19 protein-coding genes are annotated in these 19,052 nt (G+C 66.5%); 6 read left to right on the top strand and 13 right to left on the bottom strand.

Going from position 1 to position 19,052, the window contains the following annotated elements:
• Positions 1-468: 468 nt before the first annotated feature.
• From hydA to ACQR2C_RS12385, 5 genes are all read right to left on the bottom strand, one after another.
• The gene (hydA, locus tag ACQR2C_RS12405) at positions 469-1,872 is read right to left on the bottom strand and encodes a dihydropyrimidinase (protein ID WP_434881238.1); all 1,404 of its coding nucleotides are present in this window, start codon (positions 1,870-1,872) and stop codon (positions 469-471) included.
• A gap of 19 nt (positions 1,873-1,891) precedes the next feature.
• Complete coding sequence (locus ACQR2C_RS12400) at positions 1,892-2,620, bottom strand: maleate cis-trans isomerase family protein (RefSeq protein ID WP_434847915.1); 729 nt, start codon at positions 2,618-2,620, stop codon at positions 1,892-1,894.
• A 340-nt stretch (positions 2,621-2,960) separates the two neighbouring features.
• Entirely contained in the window at positions 2,961-3,731 is a 771-nt protein-coding gene (locus tag ACQR2C_RS12395) for an ABC transporter ATP-binding protein (RefSeq protein WP_434881237.1), read from the bottom strand.
• A 2-nt stretch (positions 3,732-3,733) separates the two neighbouring features.
• Positions 3,734-4,543, bottom strand: a complete 810-nt coding sequence (locus ACQR2C_RS12390) for an ABC transporter permease (RefSeq protein WP_316177492.1) — start codon at positions 4,541-4,543, stop codon at positions 3,734-3,736.
• A gap of 1 nt (position 4,544) precedes the next feature.
• Positions 4,545-5,546, bottom strand: a complete 1,002-nt coding sequence (locus ACQR2C_RS12385) for an ABC transporter substrate-binding protein (RefSeq protein WP_434881351.1) — start codon at positions 5,544-5,546, stop codon at positions 4,545-4,547.
• A 204-nt stretch (positions 5,547-5,750) separates the two neighbouring features.
• Between ACQR2C_RS12385 and ACQR2C_RS12380 the strand changes: the two genes are divergently transcribed.
• The 6 genes from ACQR2C_RS12380 (at position 5,751) to ACQR2C_RS12355 (ending at position 10,549) form a co-directional block, all read left to right on the top strand.
• A complete protein-coding gene (locus tag ACQR2C_RS12380; RefSeq protein ID WP_434881236.1) occupies positions 5,751-6,506 on the top strand; it encodes a GntR family transcriptional regulator in 756 nt (251 codons plus the stop codon).
• A gap of 69 nt (positions 6,507-6,575) precedes the next feature.
• A complete protein-coding gene (locus ACQR2C_RS12375) occupies positions 6,576-6,980 on the top strand; it encodes a DUF350 domain-containing protein (protein ID WP_315757399.1) in 405 nt (134 codons plus the stop codon).
• 2 nt (positions 6,981-6,982) lie between these two features.
• Positions 6,983-7,378, top strand: a complete 396-nt coding sequence (locus tag ACQR2C_RS12370; protein WP_434881235.1) for a hypothetical protein — start codon at positions 6,983-6,985, stop codon at positions 7,376-7,378.
• Between the two features lie 339 nt (positions 7,379-7,717).
• Positions 7,718-8,878, top strand: a complete 1,161-nt coding sequence (locus tag ACQR2C_RS12365; protein WP_434881234.1) for a glutathionylspermidine synthase family protein — start codon at positions 7,718-7,720, stop codon at positions 8,876-8,878.
• 108 nt (positions 8,879-8,986) lie between these two features.
• Positions 8,987-9,379 (top strand): response regulator, encoded by a 393-nt coding sequence (locus ACQR2C_RS12360; protein WP_434881233.1) that lies wholly within the window; start codon positions 8,987-8,989, stop codon positions 9,377-9,379.
• Positions 9,380-9,415: 36 nt separating this feature from the next.
• Positions 9,416-10,549 carry a DUF2252 family protein gene (locus ACQR2C_RS12355; protein WP_434881232.1) on the top strand — a complete coding sequence of 378 codons (1,134 nt, stop codon included), beginning with the start codon at positions 9,416-9,418 and terminating at the stop codon, positions 10,547-10,549.
• Between the two features lie 31 nt (positions 10,550-10,580).
• Here ACQR2C_RS12355 and ACQR2C_RS12350 read toward each other — a convergent pair whose 3' ends face one another.
• The 8 genes from ACQR2C_RS12350 to ACQR2C_RS12315 form a co-directional block, all read right to left on the bottom strand.
• A complete protein-coding gene (locus tag ACQR2C_RS12350; protein WP_434881231.1) occupies positions 10,581-12,068 on the bottom strand; it encodes an HWE histidine kinase domain-containing protein in 1,488 nt (495 codons plus the stop codon).
• An 11-nt stretch (positions 12,069-12,079) separates the two neighbouring features.
• Positions 12,080-12,376, bottom strand: a complete 297-nt coding sequence (locus ACQR2C_RS12345; RefSeq protein WP_315803219.1) for a circadian clock KaiB family protein — start codon at positions 12,374-12,376, stop codon at positions 12,080-12,082.
• Complete coding sequence (gene kaiC, locus ACQR2C_RS12340; RefSeq protein ID WP_434881230.1) at positions 12,373-14,127, bottom strand: circadian clock protein KaiC; 1,755 nt, start codon at positions 14,125-14,127, stop codon at positions 12,373-12,375. Before kaiC ends, ACQR2C_RS12345 begins: the two co-directional genes overlap by 4 nt.
• A 225-nt stretch (positions 14,128-14,352) precedes the next feature.
• Complete coding sequence (locus ACQR2C_RS12335) at positions 14,353-15,222, bottom strand: CheR family methyltransferase (protein ID WP_434881229.1); 870 nt, start codon at positions 15,220-15,222, stop codon at positions 14,353-14,355.
• Positions 15,219-16,409, bottom strand: coding sequence for a protein-glutamate methylesterase/protein-glutamine glutaminase (locus ACQR2C_RS12330; RefSeq protein WP_316177476.1), 1,191 nt, complete (start codon positions 16,407-16,409; stop codon positions 15,219-15,221). Before ACQR2C_RS12330 ends, ACQR2C_RS12335 begins: the two co-directional genes overlap by 4 nt.
• A gap of 74 nt (positions 16,410-16,483) precedes the next feature.
• Positions 16,484-16,849 carry a response regulator gene (locus ACQR2C_RS12325; RefSeq protein WP_006613312.1) on the bottom strand — a complete coding sequence of 122 codons (366 nt, stop codon included), beginning with the start codon at positions 16,847-16,849 and terminating at the stop codon, positions 16,484-16,486.
• Between the two features lie 68 nt (positions 16,850-16,917).
• Positions 16,918-17,388: a chemotaxis protein CheW gene (locus tag ACQR2C_RS12320; RefSeq protein ID WP_315714012.1), complete on the bottom strand. Its 471-nt coding sequence runs from the start codon at positions 17,386-17,388 to the stop codon at positions 16,918-16,920.
• 26 nt (positions 17,389-17,414) lie between these two features.
• Positions 17,415-19,052 (bottom strand): hybrid sensor histidine kinase/response regulator (locus ACQR2C_RS12315; RefSeq protein WP_434881228.1); only part of this gene is annotated, 1,638 nt, incomplete at its 5' end.

Raw genomic sequence — 19,052 nt, 5'->3', positions numbered from 1 at the left:
AAGCTGCCGATCCTCATGGTGAGGAGCGTCGCTCTTGCGACGCGTCTCGAACCATGAGGCCACGAAAGGTCTGCCCGGGAAAACCATATGCGATCGCCCTGCCCTTGCGGGGAGGGGTTGGGGGTAGGGATCCGCCAGCGCTGAAGGTCGTGGGACGCGCTGATGGATCCGGGTGTTCATGTGGAATGCTGACGGCGCTTGCACGACACGTGCTCTCACCGAGAGAGCGGAATGCGTGGACCCCCACCCTCGACCTCTCCCCGCAAGGGGGGCGCACCGACGCTGCCGCGAGAGTTTGGCGCCAGACGGCGATGAGTTCGGCGCGATCCATCCTCGCGTCATTGCGAGGAGCGAAGCGACGAAGCAATCCAGGGCTACGCCCGCGACACTGGATTGCTTCCGCCTTCGCTCTGCGAGCTACGGCCCACAAATCGCTTCGCTCGCGACGACGCGAGGATCGAGCGTGCGTTAGGCCACGGCGCCGGGCTTGCCGCGGCTGACGTAGCGGCCGTCGCCCTTGGCGCCGACCAACTCGCCGTCGCGCACAACGAACTTGCCGCGCAGCATGGTCGCGACCGGCCAGCCGGTGATCTCGATGCCTTCATACGGCGTGTAGTCGGAGCCGTGGTGCAAACCAGCCTGGCTGATGGTCGCCGTCTTTTTCGGGTCCCACAGTGCGATGTCGGCGTCGTAGCCGATGGCGATGGAGCCCTTGCCTTTCAGGCCGTAGGTCTTGGCGTGGTTGGTGGCGGTGAAGGCGACGAACTGGTTGAGGGTGATGCGGCCCTTGCTGACGCCCTCGGAGAACAGGATCGGCAGCCGGGTCTCGACGCCGGGAATGCCGTTCGGCACCCAGCGGAAGCTGGTGCGGCCCTTGGGCGTCAGCTTGCCCGCCTCGTCGTCGTAGCGGAACGGGCAGTGATCCGACGAGAACAGTGAGAACACGCCCCGCTGCAGGCCCTCCCAGCAGGCCTCCTGGCTCGCCTTGTCGCGCGGCGGCGGCGAGCAGACATATTTGGCGCCTTCCATGTTGAGGCCCTGCATGTCCTCCTCGGTCAGCACCAGATATTGCGGGCAGGTCTCGCCGTGGATCTTCAGGCCGCGCGCCTGCGCGCGACGGATCTCCTCCATCGCCTCGCGGTTGGAGACGTGGACGATGACGATGGGAACGTCGATCAGCTCGGCCAGCGAGATCGCGCGATGGGTCGCCTCGCGCTCGACCGGAATTGGCCGCGACTTGCCGTGATAGTATGGCGCGACCTTGCCGGCGCGCTCCAGCCGGTCGGTGAGGAAGCGGATGGCGTCGTAGTTCTCGGCGTGGATCTGCACCAGGGCGCCCTGCTCGCGCGCGACCTGCAGCACGCCGAGGATCTCGTAGTCGTTCAGTGCGAGACCCTCATATGTCATGAAGATCTTCAGCGACGAATAGCCGTCGGCGACCAGCGCCGGCAGCTCCTGGCCGAGCACGGACTCCGAGGGATCGGCGATGATCAGGTGGAAGGAGTGGTCAACATAGCAGGCCTGGTCGGCCAGCGCGTGATAGTCCTTCAGCGCCGCGCGCAGCGGCTGGCCCTTCTCCTGCAGGCAATAGGGCATCACGAAGGTGTTGCCGCCGAAGGCGGCCGCGCGCGTCGCGCTCTCGAAATCGTCGGCCATGACAATGCCGGGGCCGGAAGGCTGTGAGATATGGACGTGGCTGTCGATGCCGCCGGGCAGCACCAGCAGGCCCGTGGCATCGACGATCTCGTCGGCATCCGTGATGGCTTCGCCGATCGCGGCGATACGGCCCTGCCGGATGGCGACGTCGGCCTGATACGTGTCGCTCGCGGTGACGACGGTGCCGTTGCGGATGACGGTGTCGAATGCAGCCATGTGACGCGCTCTCCCAATCTCAGGCGAATCTCTGAAATAGCGATCCCCACCCGCTGACGCCGCGGGGATCCGTACCCGCCAGTTTCAGCGACTTCCATACCACGGTGGCGATGGTGTCGAGAATCGGAATGCCGGTCTCCAGCTCCAGCCGCGCCACAAGCGGCGCGGCCCGCATGTTGGTGCAGACCACCGCGATCGCATCCGGCTTCTCGCGCGCGACCTCACGGATCATGGTCTCGATCTCCGCGGGCGTCACCTCGGCGAAGGAGAAATTGTCCTGCAGATTGAGGTGCCGGTCGCCGCGGCAGGCAATGCCGAGCGTCTCATAGTTGGCGATGATGCGCGCCTGCACGTCGTCGCGATAGGGCGTGACGAGACCGAGCGACGTGGCATTCGATGACGCCAGGATCTCGTTCAGCGCCAGCATCGAGGTGGTCGCGGGAATGCCGGTCGCGGCGGTGATCTGCTCGCAGAGGCGCATGTCGGTCTCGAAGCCGAGCCAACCCGAGGATGTGCCGTTCCAGCCGATGACGTCGACCTTGGCATGGGCGAGCAGCTCGGCGGCACGCAGGATGTTGCTGATGTCGAACTGCGCCAGCGCGTCGGTCGACAGCGCAATCTCAGTGACCTTGAAGCGGGAGAAATGCGCCGAGACGTTGGGCAGGCTCGCGACCATCGCCGAGGTGATCGGCTCCAGCGCGGTGTTCGACGACGGCGTCAGCATGCCGAGAAGCGTGCGTTTGGTCATGGGTGAGTGAATCCCTTTGCCATAGCCAACTCCGGCCCATCGGGAAATACTTGAACAGCAGAAGCGGGCGATCCGCCGGTGACTATGCCCTCTCCCCTTGTGGGAGAGGGCATGCACGAACGTGCAGCGGCCTCGCTCGGGTGAGGGGTCTGCCTCGACAGATGAGACCGCGGAGAGAGACCCCTCACCCGGTTTCTCACTTCGTGAGAAACCACCCTCTCCCACAAGGGGAGAGGGTGCACCGCCCGTGCCGCGACAGCACGCGTCATCGGTGATGCGGCGGTTCGGCGCCACTGTGAGAGTAGGTTCAGAATCTCCGCACCATGGAGACAGGCGCCAATCATGCCAGCGCCCTCTCCCGCTCCCCACGCAGCAACGCGAGAATATGCCGCTTGAGCGCGTTGAATTGCGGGCTGGTGATATCCCGCGGCCGCGGCAGATCGATCGGGATGATCTCGACGATGCGCCCGGGGCGGGCGCTCATCACCGCCACATGGGTGCCCAAGGTCAGCGCCTCGTCGATGCCATGGGTGACGAACACGATCGTGCCCTGGTGCTGCTGCCAGATCCGCACCAGCTCGGTCTGCATGTCCATGCGGGTCTGCTCGTCGAGCGCACCGAACGGCTCGTCCATCAGGATGACCTGCGGGTTCATCAGCAGCGCCCGCGCGATGCCGACACGCTGGTTCATGCCGCCCGACAGCTCGGACGGATAGTGGTTCTCGAAGCCGGTGAGCCCGACCATGTCGATATAGACCTGCGCCCGCGCGCGGCGCTCGGCCTTCTGGCCGCCGCCGAGCAGGAGGTGAAAGGCGACGTTCTCCCACACCGGCAGCCACGGCATCAGATTGGCATGCTGGAACACGACGCCACGGTCGGCACCGGGCGCGGTGACGGGTCGGCCGTCGACCTCGACGCTGCCCGCGCTCGGGTGCTCGAATCCGGCGATCATGTTGAGCAATGTCGACTTGCCGCAGCCGGAGGGCCCGAGCAGGCAGACGAGCTGGTTGCGGGCGATGGACAGATTGATCTGGCTAAGCGCGGTGACGTCGGCGTTGCGCTTCCTGTCGGTGAAGATCTTGGAGACGCCGGAGATCTCGATCGTGGCCATCATTACTCTCCGCCGCGAAGCGTGGTGTTGCGCTGCCAATGCAGCACGCGCGCCATCACGGTGCGGATGGCGAGATCGCTGCAGAAGCCGAGCAGGCCGATGCTCGCCATCGCCGCCAGCACCAGATCGTAGCGCAGGAAGTAATAGCTGTCCCACAGCACGTAGCCGAGCCCGCTCTTCACCGCGACCATTTCGGCGGTCACCGTCAGCATCCAGGCCGAGCCGATGCCGATGCGCAGACCTGCAAAGATGCTCGGCATGGCCGCTGGGACCACGATGTAGCGCAGCAGCTTGCGCTCGCTGCCGCCGACCATGGCGCCGGCGCGGATGAGGTTGCGGTCGCAGGTCTTCACGCCGTGGATGGTGTTGAGCAGGATCGGAAAGAACGCGCCAAGGAACACCAGGAAGATCGCCGGCTTGTTGGCGATGCCGAACCAGATGATGGCGAGCGGGATCCACGACACCGGCGGGATCGGCCGGAGCATCTGCAAGGTCGGCTCGATGATGAGCTCGGTCTTGCGCGACCAGCCGATGGCGACGCCGAGCGCGACGCCGAGCACCGTGGCGATGGCGAAGCCGGCGGCGACGCGCGACAGGCTGGCCAGCATGTCGGCCAGCCAGTGCGCGCTGTAGGTCTGGGTGTTGCCGTCGGTGCCGACCAGCCAGTCCGCCCACGCCCACACCACCGTCGACGGCGCCGGCAGCAAGGCTGCCGGCAGCGCCCCCGAGCGCGAGAACGCCTCCCAGCCGGCGAGCACCAGCACGGGAACGATGGCGCGGTCGAGCTTCCTGAGCTGGGCGAGCGCCGTCATCTCAGTAGCCGAGCTCGGTCTTCGGCTTGCCGGTGGCCGCTTCCAGGAAGCGGTAGTCGAGATTCTTCTCGACGGCGGCCGTGACGTCCGAGTTGATGTATTTCAGGTCGCGCATCATCGATGCGATCGCGAGCGCCGAGGCGCGGTACATCTTCGGATCGGGATCGAGGTTTTCGACCGCGCCGGTGGCGATCGCCTTGTCGAGGCCGGTGACCTTGGAGATCACCTCGATCAGCGCCGGCTTGTCGGCGGCGATGTGCGCGTCGACCTTGACCACCGCGCGCACCACGCCTTCGAGCGCCTTCGGATTGGAGGCGATGACGTCGGAGCGGGTCAGGATCAAATTAGTCAGCTTGCCGGCGGCCTGATCATAGGGGAAGCCGAAGAACTTCGCCGCCTTGGCCTGCATGATCTGGGTGGCGAACGGCTCGACGGTGCAGATCAGCTCGACCTCGCCGCGGCGCAGCGCCTGCAGATGATCGGACGGATTGGGAATGTTGACGAACTGCACGTCCTTGTTGATGTCGATGCCCTGCTTGGCGAAGGCGCCGCGCATGTGGATGTCCTGCGCATTGCCGCGCGAGGCGGCGACGCGGAACGGCTTGCCGTCGGCCTTGTACTTGGCAATCAGCGCCTTCAAGGCGCCCCAGTCGCCCTGCGGAATCTCGATGTCGTTGGCGAGCAGCATCGCCGAGCCGCCATTGACCTGGCCGGAGATGGCGACGACGTCGAAGCCTTTGTCGAGCGCGATGGCGTAATGCAGATAGGTCACCTGCGCGACGTCGATATTCTTCGACACCAAGGCGGTCAGCGCGTCCGTGCCGGTGTTGAAGCTGACGGCATCGATCGCGACGCCCTCCGCGAATTGCGGCGTCAGCGACATCGGCGTGCAATGCGCGCATTTGGCGTAGCCGAGTTTGATCTTGGGGGCGTCGTCGGCGAAGCTGAGCGAGGGCAGCGCCAACAGGGCAAGAATGAGCAGCACGAAACGTTTCACATCCATCTCCAGGGCAGGTCGATCCACGGGCTTGTCTCTCATGGCTTGGGCTCTCATCAGCAAGCGACGTGCCAGCTGGATGCGATATGCAATGTTGATTTTATACAATAAAATCAGTATGTAATGACACTCAAATTTTGAAGAACCTGCCTGATCCGCGGGCGCATCGCCCGAATTTCAGGCATCTCGCAGCGGAGCAGCCGCGCCCCCATGACCCCACCGGCACCCCGGCCCAGACTGAAGACGCGCTTCAAGCCGGCCCGGCTGAAGCTGTCGTCCGACCACTCCAAGCGGCCGCTCGAGCGGCTGTCGCTGCACGATCAGGTCGTCGCCAGGGTGCGCGAGATGATCGTGGACGGCGAGCTCGCCGCCGGCGCTGCCTTGCCCGAGCGCATGCTGTGCGAGACCTTCGGCGTGTCGCGCACGCCGCTGCGCGAGGCCTTCAAGATCCTCGCCGCCGAAGGCCTCATCGAGCTGCGGCCGCATCGCACGCCCGTGGTGACGCCGATCGACGCAAACGAGATTGCCGAGATCTTCGACGTGATGGTGTCGCTCGATGCCGCCGCGGGCCGCGCCGCGGCCGCGCGTGCGACGGCGGACGACCTTGCCAGGCTCGACGCCCTACATGCCGAGCTGGTGGCGCTGCATCGTGCCGCCGAGCGCGCCGCCTATTTCCGGCTCAACCAGCAGATCCATGCCGAGATCACCAGGCTCGCCGGCAACGCCGTGCTGCTCAACATGTGGAGCACGCTGCACGCGAGCGTCTTCCGCGCCCGGGCCGTGGCCAATTACGATGCGCGGCGCTGGGACGAGTCGATCCGGGAGCACGAGGCCTTCATGGCGTTGCTGCGGGCCCGAGACGGCGCCGGCTTCGCGCAGGCGCTCTCCGAGCACACCCGCAAGACCGGGGATTCGGTGCTGCAGATGCTGGACCAGGCCAGGCAGGACCAGGCGAAGGGCGGATAGACTTTGTTCACGTCGAACCGGGCATGCTGGCATCGCGACAGATGAGAGCTCCTCACGCCTGGCCCGATCATGATCCTGCAATCGCTCGCCGGCCTGCCGGCCTTTCTGGTGTACTTCTGTACCGCGCTGGTCGCGGTGACGGCCTACCTGTTCGTCTACACCCGCGTCACGCCCTACAATGAATTCCAGCTGATCCGGGACAATCACCCCTCGGCCGCGATCGCGCTCGGCCTCAGCCTGCTCGGCTTCACCCTGCCGCTGGTCAGCGCCATCGCCCATTCCGCCAACGTGCTGGACTGCCTGATCTGGGCGCTGGTCGCGCTGATCGTCCAGGTGATCGTCTACTACCTCGTCCGCATTCCGGTGCCGGATCTCGCCCAGCGCATCGTCGCCGGCGAGTTGGCGTCGGCGATCTGGCTCGGCCTCGCGTCACTCTCCGCCGGCGCGCTGAACGCCGCCTCGATGATCATCTGACCATGGCCGAGAAACGCCGCGAATTCGGCAAGCGCCGGCCGATGCCGCCCCCGCCCGCGACGCCGCCGGTGAAGCGCTCCGGCCATGTTGCGCTGCTCTTGATGGGCACGCTCGCCGTCGGCAGCACGGCCTATGCGCTGATGCCGCGGCAGCAGAGCTGCCCGCAGCCAGGCGCCGAGACGCCGACGATGGCCGGCCAGCCGCAGACCGGCGAATGCACGACACGCCGCTCGAGCGGCGGCGGTAGCGGCGGCAGCGGCTCCGGCCGCTGGGGATTCTCCAGCAGCGACGGTGATTCCAGAAGCAGCGGCTCGGGCCATGTCGCCGAGGCCTCCTTCACCCATGTCTCGCGCGGCGGCTTCGGCTCGTTCGGGCACGGCTTCGGAGGCGGCGGCTGATTTTCGTCGCGCCGGCGCCGTGAAAACACCGCGTTCATGCTGCTATCTTGGATTCGGATCTTTGACACAGACTCAAAATCATAAAAAACTGGCCTACCGACTCATCGGAAATGATCCGATGCAACGTCCGCACCGGGTGGTGCGGGCGACGATCAGGGCCGCGGTGACCGCCGCCGCCTTGCATCATCTTGCTGGCAAGCGATCGCGTGGTCACCGACGCGGGACGGCGCCGGGACCGCGCGGGCGTGATCATGGCCGCATCATCGATGACGGCCGCGGCCGTGCTGCGCCCTGTTGCAATGGGCACGGCATGCCTGCCGATGCCCGGGGCTGACGCCGATGCAGCGCATCTCCTGTCCCGAGCGTGACGACTGGCGCGAGACGGCGGCGCGGTGCGGATTCGACTTCTGCGAGCTCGGCGGCGAGCGCTATTGGGACGAGCGCGCCTACTACGCATTCACGATCGCCGAGATCGAGCTCGGCATCGAGGAGCCGACGGCAGAGCTCGAGCAGATGTGCCTCGCGCTGGTCGCGCGCGTCGTCGGCGACGAGGCGCTGCTGCGCCGGCTGAAGATCCCGCAAGCGGTCTGGCCCCTGCTGGCGGAGAGCTGGCGCCGGAGGGACGGCAGCCTCTACGGGCGGTTCGACCTCAGCTATCAGGGCGGCCGTACGCCGGCGAAGCTGCTCGAATACAATGCCGACACGCCGACCTCGATCTTCGAGGCCGCGGTCTTCCAATGGACCTGGCTCGAGCAGGCGATCGAGCGCCGCATCCTGCCGGGGCGCGCGGACCAGTACAACTCGATCCATGAGCGCCTGATCGAGCGCTGGCGCGCCCTCGGCAAGCGGCGCCGCGTGCATCTGGCCGGGCTGACCGCCAACGCCGAGGACGCCACGACCCTGGCCTATCTGGCCGACACGGCAGCCCAAGGAGGCCTGACGACAACCATCCTTGACGTCGCCGACATCGGCTGGCGCGAGACCGGCGGCTTCGTCGATCTCGACGACGAGGACATCGCGCTCGCCTTCAAGCTGTATCCCTGGGAATGGATGTTTCGCGATGCGTTCGGCGCCAAGCTCGCGCAGGCACCGACGCAATGGATCGAACCGCCGTGGAAGGCCATCCTGTCCAACAAGGGCATCCTGCCGCTGCTCTGGCAGATGCACGAAGGCCATCCGAACCTGCTGCCGGCCTATTTCGAGGACGATCCGAAGGCCGCCAGCCTCGGCCCGAGCTTCGTGTGCAAGCCGATCTACTCGCGCGAGGGCGCCAATGTCAGCCTGGTGTCCGACGGCGTCGCCGTCTCTGCGCAGGACGGGCCCTACGGCGCCGAAGGCTTCATCCGCCAGGCGCTGGCGCCGCTGCCGGATTTCGGCGGTGTGTTCCCGGTGATCGGAAGCTGGCTCGTCGACCATCAGCCCTGCGGCCTGTCGATCCGCGAGGACACGAGCCCGATCACCGGCAACCGCTCGCGCTTTTTGCCGCACGCCATCCTGTAGGATATTAACGACAGCCGGCGAAAACGCCTCGACTCGCCGGTCGAGAGCATTAGATAGGACCGAGGGCGAATTCCCTGCGCGATTGGGCGCGCATGGCCGGGACGAGGCATGGCGACGGACAAGACCGAACTCGAAGGCTTGCGCATCCTGGTCGCCGAGGACGAGGGCCTGATCGCGCTCGAGCTGGAAACGGTGCTGCAGGGGTTCGGCTGCGAGGTGGTCGGTCCCGTCTCGCGCGTCGGCGACGTACTGCGCGAGGCCGAGCGCGGCGGCCTGGACGGCGCGCTGCTCGACGTCAACCTGCGCGGCGAGCAGATCTTCGCCGTGCTGCCGCAGCTGATCGCGCGCGAGCTCAAGATCGTCATCACCTCCGGCTATGACGACGCGACGCTGTTTCCGCCGGAGTTCCGCGGCCTGGCCCGGCTCGCCAAGCCGTTCGACGAGCGCGCGCTGCGCGCGATGTGCGAGGCCACGTTCGTTCGGCGTCGACGCAACTCATAACGCTTCGCTCACGCCCGGCGCATCGGGAGGCATCGCGTGTCCATCATCGAAGATACCGCGGCCTACGAGGCCTGGCTTCGCAGCCAATGCAAGGTGGTCGAGGACGACCTTCTCACCAAGCACCAGCGGATGCGGAAGTCTCCATTCGCCCTGCTGCGCGCCACCTATTATCGCTGGGCGCGGCGCATCGAGGAAATCTGCCCCGAGCTGGCCGAGGCGCCGGTCGCGCTGTGCGTCGGCGACATCCATCTGGAGAATTTCGGCACGTGGCGCGACGCCGACGGGCGCTGGGTGTGGGGTGTCAACGATTTCGACGAGGCCGCGAGGATGCCCTACGCCTTCGACCTGGTCCGGCTCACGACTAGCATCGAGCTCGCGCCCGACATGGCAATCGACAGCCGCGACGCCGCGGACGCGATTCTCCAAGGCTATCGCGACGGTCTCGAGAACCCGCGGCCGGCGCTGCTCGACGAGCACGAGAGCTGGATCAGGCGCTACGTCAAATGCTCGGATGATTGCCGCCGCGCATTCTGGGAGGAGATCGACGGCCTCGCGGCCGCCGATGCAATTCCAGCCGCGGTGCGGAAGCTGCTCACCGCCAGCCTTCCGGAACAGGTGGAGACTGCAGCGTTCTTCCGCCGCTTCGCCGGCGGCGGCAGCCGCGGACGTCCGCGCTACGTCGTCGTCGCGACATGGCGCGGCGGCCGCATCGTCCGCGAGGCCAAGGCGCTGGTCCCTTCGGCCTGGACCTGGGCCAAGAACAGGACGGAGAACAGGACGAAGAGCGGGACGCAGCCGAAGCCGGCGCCGCCGCACAGATTCGTCGCGCTGTCGACCGGGACCTATCGCGCACCCGATCCATTCCTGCACGTTCACAGAACCAACGACGGGGACTACGTGGTCCGGCGCCTGTCTGCGGACTCGCGCAAGATCGATCTCGGCAAGGAGGCCGGTGCCGATCTCAAGCTCGAGCTCCTGCGCGGCATGGGCACCGACCTCGCCTCCATCCATGCCGCCGACCGCCGCGCCGGCGCCGAGATCGCGGCGGACCTCGGGAAGCGCGGTTCCGGCTGGCTGCGTCGAGCTGCGCGCGCCGCGCGTGAGGCGACGGAAAGGGATCACGATGTATGGCGCCGCAAGGCGCCAGGCTCGATTCCGACCGCGCGCTGAGGCAGGGATCCGGACGCGACCGCTCAGGTCATCAGTCCGGCTGCACGGCCGATGCCGGCAGATGTTCGGGGGTCGTCTCCGCGGTCAGCGCAAAGGTCAGCGAGCAGCGAATTCCGGCGGGCTCGAAGTCCAGCAGCGCTTCGCCATCGAGGTCGAAGCGGACGACGCGGTCGATCAGCGTGGTGCCGAAGCCCCGCGCGCCGCCGCCTTCGATCAGCGGTCCGCCGCGCTCCAGCCAGACCAGCTCGAGCCGGCGGCGATCGTCGCGCAGGCGCCAGGAGATCGTGACCCGGCCGTGGGGCGCGGACAACGCGCCATATTTGGAGGCGTTGGTCGCAAGCTCGTGCAGCACCATCGAGAGCGGCAGCACGAGCCGTGCCTCCAGCAGAACCGGCGGGCCGTCGATGGCGATCCGCCCTTCGCCGATGCCATAGGGCGCCAGCACGGTCGTGAGCAGCTCGTTCAGCCCGATGCCGATCCAGCGGGTCTGCGTCAGGATGTCATGCGCGATCGAGACCGCCTGGATGCGCCCGGAGAACGCCTTGTTGAAGGCCGGCAGCGACGGCGAGGTCCGCAAGGTCTGCCCCGCCACCGACTGCACGATCGCCAGGATGTTCTTGACCCGGTGATTGAGCTCGGCGACCAGCACGGTCTGCTGCTCTTCCGCGCGCTTGCGCTCGGTGATGTCGGTCAGGGTGACGATCGAGCCGACCGTCTCCTTGAGATCGTTCACCAGGGGTCCGCCGGACAGCAGGAACGACCGTCCCGACGCCTGCGGATTGCGCAAGGCGACCTCGACGCCATGGAAGGGCTTGGTCGCCAGCGCCTGATCCAGGCTCTCGCGCGAGAACCGCGTCAACGTACTTTCCTGGCTGGCGCTCTGCCCGTCGAGCGGAAACGCCTCCGAAAACAACTGACCGACCGGCGGCCGTTCCGCGAGTTGCTCGGCGACCCAGCTCGCATGGGTGATCCGGCCGTCGAGCGCCAGCACCACGACCGCATCGGTCGCCTGCTCCAGGATCGAGCGCGCGAAGCGCTCGGCATTGGCCACTTCCTCGGCGCGCCGCTGAATCGACATGTCCGTCAAGGTCACGAGCGTGGCGACGACGCCGCCCATCGCCATCTGCCGCATCCAGACCGACACCGGCAGCTGGCCGCCATCGGCGCGGCGCAGCTGCGCGTCGGTCATGGCATCGTCGGCGCGCTGCTCGGGCACTGCTCCCGCGAACAACGAGGCGAAGCTGCGTCCCACCAGCTCCTGGGCGTCGAGGCCGGTCAGCGCGCACAGCCTGGAATTGACATAGACGATGCAGCCGTCGGCATCGAGCGTCAGCGCGCCGTCGCTCATGCGCTCGACCAGCACATGATAGGGCGCGTCCGCGCCCTGCAGCATGATGACCTGGGGTCCGGTCGGGCCCTGCACCACCACGGCGTCGACGTTGCCGCGATGAATGGCCTCGACCGTCTCTTCCGCCTCGTTACGCGGCCGTCCCGCCTGCATCGCGTCTGTTGATGCCACGCGTCCTCCGTTCAGCTCGGTGCGATGTCCAGACCAACCAGCACCTTCTCCGCATTGGAGAGATCGCCGATGATTCGCTTGAGGGGCTCGGGCAGTTGACGGATCAAGGTCGGGATCGCGACGATCTGGTCACGTTGCGCGAGGGCCGGATCCTTCATCAGGTCGATCACCTCGATGGTATAGCGGCCCGGCAGATGCGTCTCGCACAGCTTCTTGAGATTGGCGAGCGCCGCCAGCGATTTCGGGGTCTGGCCGGCAACATAGAGCCGGAGATTGTAGCCATCCTGTTCCATCGGAGCGGCCATCATTTGCTGGATCTCAGCGGGTTGGCTGGGGAGCTTGGAGCGGGCCTGGACGAGCGGCTTTCGACCTGCGCCCGGCGAGCGGCTTCACGCTGATCGTCGCGAGCCGCACCTTCCAGATTGATGAGCTCCATCTCGCTTTCCTCGTTGGCCAGTTGAGCCTTGAGCGTCTCGATCTGCGCCGCGAGGTCGCGGCGGCGGCGCTCGCTCTCGCGTGCGTGGCGTTCCAGATCCTGCATGCGCAGCAGGCGTTCGGCGCGGTCTCGCGCCTCCTGCGCCACCCTCGCCGATCCCGTGAGCACGCCGTCCGGCCCGACATAGACCTCGCGCAGCGAGATGCCGTCGCTGCTCATCAGGAATTCGCGGACCTGGTTGGAATGCGCCATGCCGCGCGATTTCAGCAGATAGAGCTGGCGATTGTGCTCACCATTGCTCTCGCGGTTGTAGAGCAGCAGCCAGGTGTCGGTCAGCGACGAGATGTGCATCTCCGTGGTCGCCGTCTCCGCCGTGCCCGCGCCGAGATTGGTGAACAGCGCCGTGACGCCGCGCGCCTTCAGGAAATCGATGAGGCGCAGCGTCATCGAATGCACGTCGCCGGCAAGGCCGGCGCCCATGAGCGCCGAGATGGGATCGACCACAACGGCCGCGGGATCGAACTCCTTGACCTCGCGATGCATCGCGGCGAGGTGGGTTTCCAGGCCGTAAAGATTGGGCCGCCGCGCCGAGAACCGCAGCAGGCCGCGATCGACCCATTGCTGCAGGTCGAGACCGACCGACTTCATGTTGCGGACGATCTGCTGCGGCGATTCTTCCATCGCGAAATAGATGCAGCGTTGTCCGCTCTTGCAGATCGAATTGGCAAAGTGCGCCGAGACCGTCGACTTGCCGGCGCCGGCCATGCCCGAGATCAGGATGCTCGACCCCTTGTAGTAGCCCTGGCCCTCGAGCATCTGGTCGAGATCGGCGATGCCGGTCGACACCCGCTCGGTCCACGCATCATGCGCGAGGCCTGACGAGGTGATCGGCATCACCGTGATGCCTTCCTGGTCGATGATGAAGGGGTATTCGTTGGTGCCGTGCGCCGTGCCGCGGTACTTCACCACGCGCAGCCGCCGCGTCGAGAGCTGGTCATGCACGCGGTTGTCGAGCAGGATGACGCAGTCGGCGACGTATTCCTCGAGGCCGTAGCGCGTCAGCGTGCCGTCACCGCGCTCGCCGGTAATGATGGCGGTGACGCCCTTGCTCTTCAGCCATTCGAATAGCCGGCGCAGCTCGGAGCGCAGCACCGCCTGGTTGTCGAGGCCGCCGAACAAGGTTTCGATGGTATCGATCACGACGCGCTTGGCGCCGATCGAGTCGATCGCGAAGCCGATGCGAATGAACAGGCCGTCGAGATCGTAATCCCCCGCCTCCTCGATCTCGTTGCGATCGAGATGGATGTGGTCGACCACGAGCTTCTTCTGCTCGATCAGCCGCTCGACGTCGTAGCTGAGCGAGCCTACGTTCTTGATCAGGTCCTCGGGCTGCTCCTCGAAGGCAATGAACACGCCCGGCTCGTCATAGACGACCGCGCCATTGTAGAGAAACGTCATCGCGAACAATGTCTTGCCGCAACCGGCCGCGCCGCACAGCAGCGTCGGCCGCCCCTGCGGCAGGCCGCCGAAGGTGACCTCGTCGAGACCGTCGATGCCGGTCGGCGATTTGGCGATGACAGGAAGATCCCGCGTCACGATCCGAGGACGCACACTCGTTTTCATCCAGTCCCCCGCCATCAAACCAACAGACATGAGCCCACACCGAGGCCTGAGTAGACGCGGCGGGCACGGAGAAGTTCCATCGCCTGGCGAGATTTATTTCGCTGCGGGTGCAGAAGCGGCTCTTTTAAGGTAGCGGGAGCCGCGAGGGGCCGGATGCGGGACGGAGGGACGGACCGCCGCCACCGGTCGACGCGCCGGCGGGCCGGGGACGATAGCCCGAAGGCCTCAGCGCGCCGCGACCACCTTGAGGCCGGGCAGCAGCGCCGCGCCGCCGCGCGGGCTGCGCACCGGATTGATCTGGTACAGACCGCGGCGCTCCTGGTTCGGCCGGAACGCGTCGGTGATGCCGACGACCGATTCGGCGGCTCCCAGCAACAGCGTGCCGTCCGGCTCCATCACCTTGGCCATCCGCTCGAAGATCGAGGCCTTGGTGTCCTGGTCGAAATAGATCAGCACATTGCGGCAGAAGATGATGTCGAACTTGCCGAGATGCGAGAAGTCCTGCAGCAGGTTGAGCTGGCGATGCTGGACCATGCCGCGAATGTCGGCGCTGAGCTGCCAGAGCTCGCCGAGCTGCGTGAAATATTTCACCAGCAGCTGAATCGGCAATCCACGCTGCACCTCGAACTGGCTGTAGAGGCCGGCCTTCGATTTCTCGAGCACCTCCTGCGACAGGTCGGTGGCGACGATCTCGATGCGCCAGCCGGCCAGCGCCGCGCCGTGCTCCCGCAGGCACATCGCGATCGAATACGGCTCCTGCCCGGTCGAGCAGGCGGCCGACCAGATGCGCAGGGTACGACGATTGGCGCGCGACTGGATCAGCGCCGGCAGGATGCCCTCGCGGAGATGATCGAACGGAATCTTGTCGCGAAAGAAGAACGTCTCGTTGGTGGTCATCGCCTCGACCACCTGCGTCGTGAGCTGCTCTGCGCCGCTCTTGATCTTCTGCACCAGCTCCGTGATGCCCGGCAGGTTGGAGCGGCGGGCCAGCGGCAGCAACCGGCTTTCGACCAGGTACTGCTTGTCGGCCGACAGATCGAGGCCGGAGCGATCCTTCAGGACCTTACGCAAGAACTCATAGTCCAGGGGTGTCACGAACGGTCTCCAGCAAACAGACGAACCAGCTTCGGTCCAATCTGATTCAAGGGAAGGACGGCCGCGCAGATGCCGGCATTGGCGGCTGCGCCCGGCATGCCCCAGACCACGCTGGTCGCCTCGTCCTGCGCGATCACGCTGCCGCCGGCGGCGACGATGTCCTTGCCGCCGCGCATGCCGTCGGATCCCATGCCGGTGAGGATCACGGCGAGGGTCGAGCCCTGCCAGACCTCGATCGCCGACATGAACAAGGGATCGACGGCGGGCTTGCAGAAATTGACCGGAGGACCGTTGTCGAGCGCGATCACCACATCGGCGCCATGGCGCGCCACACGCATGTGGCGGCCGCCGGGGGCAAGGTAGATCTGACCCGGCTTCACCACTTCACCGTCGACGGCCTCGTGGGCCGGCCGGCGGCTCGAGCGCGCCAGATGCTCGGCGAGGATGGTGGTGAAGGTCGGCGGCATGTGCTGGGTGATCAGCACCGGAAAGCGGTCGATCACGGGACCGAGCTCGGTCACCAGCGACATCAGCGCCTGCGGGCCGCCGGTCGACGATCCGATCAGCAGCACCTTCGGCATCTGCGAGCTGAATGAGCGGCGCGCCAGCTGGGTCGGCACGGCGGGCGCCACGGGGGCGACCATCGGCCGCGCCGTGGGCGCAGGCCGGAGCCCCTGGACTTGCGGGACGATCGGCGAGGCGGCCGGCGCATGCGGAGCGGGAGCGGCGCGGCGCGCCTTGGCGCCGAGATTGCGGATCTTCTGAATCAGATCGTAGTGGAAATTGTCGGCCGCCGAGGCCTCGCGCGTGCTCTCGGGCTTCGGGATGTAGTCGGCCGCGCCGAGCGACAGCGCCTTGAAGCTGATCTCCGCGTTGCGGCGGGTCAGCGTCGACGCCATGATGACGGCGAGGTTCTTCTTCTTGGCAAGCAGCTTCGGCAGGGCGGCGATGCCGTCGAGCTCGGGCATTTCGATGTCGAGCACGGCGACGTCGGGATTGACGCGATCGATCTGGTTCACGGCTTCGAGGCCGGTGCGCAGCGACGCCGCCACGACCATGTCGGGCTCAGACGCGATCCAACGCGAGATCATGCCGCGGATGACCACGGAATCGTCCACGACCATCACCCGGAGAGGTTCCTGCCTGGTCGAACTTGGGATCGAAGAACTGGCCAACGCGACGCTCATAGTTCACCAACAGGACAGAGGCACGGGGTGACGGCAAGCCCGGATGACCACGGGACCGACGCACGCGACGGAGATCAGATCAGCCCGACTTCCTGAAACTTCGCGGTCACGATGTCCTTGTCGAAGGGCTTCATGATGTACTCGTTGGCCCCGGCGTGCAGCGCGCGCGCGATGTGCGCGACATCGTTCTCGGTCGTGCAGAACACCACCTTCGGCGCGTCGCCGCCCGGCATGCGCCGGAGGTTGCCGAGGAACTCGTAGCCGTCCATGACGGGCATGTTCCAGTCGAGCAGCACCGCATCCGGGAGGCCCCGCTTGCAGATCTCCAGCGCCTGCTCGCCGTCCTCCGCTTCCACGATCTGGAAATCCAGACCTTCCAGAATGCGGCGCGCCACCTTTCGAATGACGCTGGAATCGTCAACTACCAGACAAGTTCTCATTTCAGCCTCACGAGATCAGGGTCCAATGCAACGACGCCTGATGCGCCGCTGCCCTCACGTTGCAGTGTTCAGGCCGCCATCTTGTCGGCGGCGAGCTCGAGCACGCGATCGACGTCGAGAATGACCATCAGCTGGCCGTCGAGGCGGTGCACGCCGCCGGCAAGCTTCGCCATGCGCGGGTCGAGGTTGACGGGGTTCTCCTCCCGGCCCTCCTCGGGCAGCCGCAGCACCTCGCCGATCTGGTCGATCAGGAGACCATAGGACTCGCCGCGCAGATCGACGCCGACCGCCATCGGCGGCTTGCCGTCCTCGGCGCGGGCAAGGCCGAGCCGCGCCCGCATGTCGACGACGGTCACGATGCGGCCGCGCAGGTTCAGGACGCCTGCGATCTCCGCCGATGACAGCGGCACCCGCGTCACCCGCTCCGGCATGAACACGTCCTGGACCCGGGAGATCGGCAGGCCGAACAGCTGGCCGCCGATCATCGCGGTGACGTATTCGACGGCGGCGCCCTCGGTGGTTTCGATCTTGCTGCTCATCGCACGCTACTCCTGTCCGCTTGCTGTCACGCGGCCCGCCGGTTGGCTTCGGCGCGGGCCCGTTCCTCGATCTGTTCCTTCAGCGCCGCGATCAGGCCGGGCCGGTCGAACTTGGCGATGTAGTCGTAGAGCCCGGCCTGGCGGCCGCGCTCGATCGCCGCCGGCGACACCAGCGACGACACCGCGATGACCGGCATCTGGTTCAGGTTCTGGTCGGCGCGGATCGCCTCGGTGAACTCGAAGCCGTTCATCTCCGGCATCTCGATGTCGGTGACGACGATGTCGAAGCTGTGCCCGGAGCGCAGCGTGGCCAGGCCCTCGAGCGCCGAGGCCGCGGTGCGCACCTTGTAGCCGGCCGACTTCAACACCGGCGCCAGCATGTTGCGGAAGAACGGGGAGTCGTCGACCAGCAGCACCGACTGCGTCTGCGACTCGGTGGCCATCTCCTTGCGGATGAACCAGTCGGCGAACGCCATCGGCAGGAAGTGGCCGACGTCGATCACCTCGGTCGCCTGGCCCTTGATCACCGCCGAGCCGAGGATGCCGTCCTTGGCGCCGGAGACCTGGATGTTGAGCCGCTCCTCGACGATGTCGATGATCTCGTCGACCACGAGGCCCATCGCGCGGGTCTCGTCGGCGAACACCAGGATCGGCTGCGAGCCCGACGTCTGCACCGACACGCCTTCCATCTGCACCAAGGGCATCAGCTGGTCGCGGTACTGCACCATGTAGCGGCCGTTGGAGATCTCGATCTTGTCGGCCGCGATCTCCTCGAGCCGCGTGACCAGCGCCAGCGGCACCGCCTTGGGCTGCGCCGTGCCGGCGCGGAACACCAGGAGCGAGGTGAGCTGCTCGCCGCCGATGGCGTGATGCGCGGCGTGCTCGTCGGACACCGCCTGCGAGGCCGAGCCGGCGGCGCCCAGCGCCTTCGCAATGCCGTTCGGATCGATGATCATGATCACGGCGCCGTCGCCCAGGATCGTGTTGCCCGAGAACATGTCGATGTGACGCAGCTTGGTCGACATCGGCTTGACCACGATTTCCTCGGTGTGGAACACGCAGTCCACCACGATGCCGAAGGTCTGGTTGCCGACCTGCGTCACCACGATGAAGCCGTTCTCCGGATCGGTCGACGAGCCGTCGTCGATCTTCAGGAGCTTCTTCAGATGCATCAGCGGCAAGAGCTTGTTGCGCAGGCGCAGGACCGCGGTGTCCTTGATGCGCTCGATGCGGTGCTCGGAGTTGGCGCGCGCGCGCACCAGCTCGACGACCGACAGCTGCGGGATCGCGAAGCGGTCGCCGCCGGCTTCGACGATCAGCGCCGAGACGATCGCGAGCGTCAGCGGGATCTTGATGGTGACCGAGGTGCCCTCGCCGACCACCGACTTGATGTCGATGGTGCCGCCGATCTGGTCGATGTTGGTGCGCACCACGTCCATGCCGACGCCGCGGCCCGAGACCGAGGTGACGGCGGCCGCGGTCGAGAAGCCCGGCTCGAAGATGAACTTGTGGATCTGCGCTTCGGTCATCTTCTCGAGCTCGGCCTCGGTGACGAGGCCGTTCGCCAGGGCCTTGGCCTTGATGCGCTCGGTGTTGAGGCCGCGGCCGTTGTCGGCGATGCAGATGATGATATGGCCGCCTTCATGATAGGCGGAGAGCCGGAT

This window comes from Bradyrhizobium sp. HKCCYLRH3061, assembly GCF_051168015.1.
Taxonomy (GTDB): domain Bacteria; phylum Pseudomonadota; class Alphaproteobacteria; order Rhizobiales; family Xanthobacteraceae; genus Bradyrhizobium.
The sequence above is the reverse complement of the archived record's forward strand: the minus strand, read 5'-3'. Positions and strand labels throughout refer to the sequence as shown.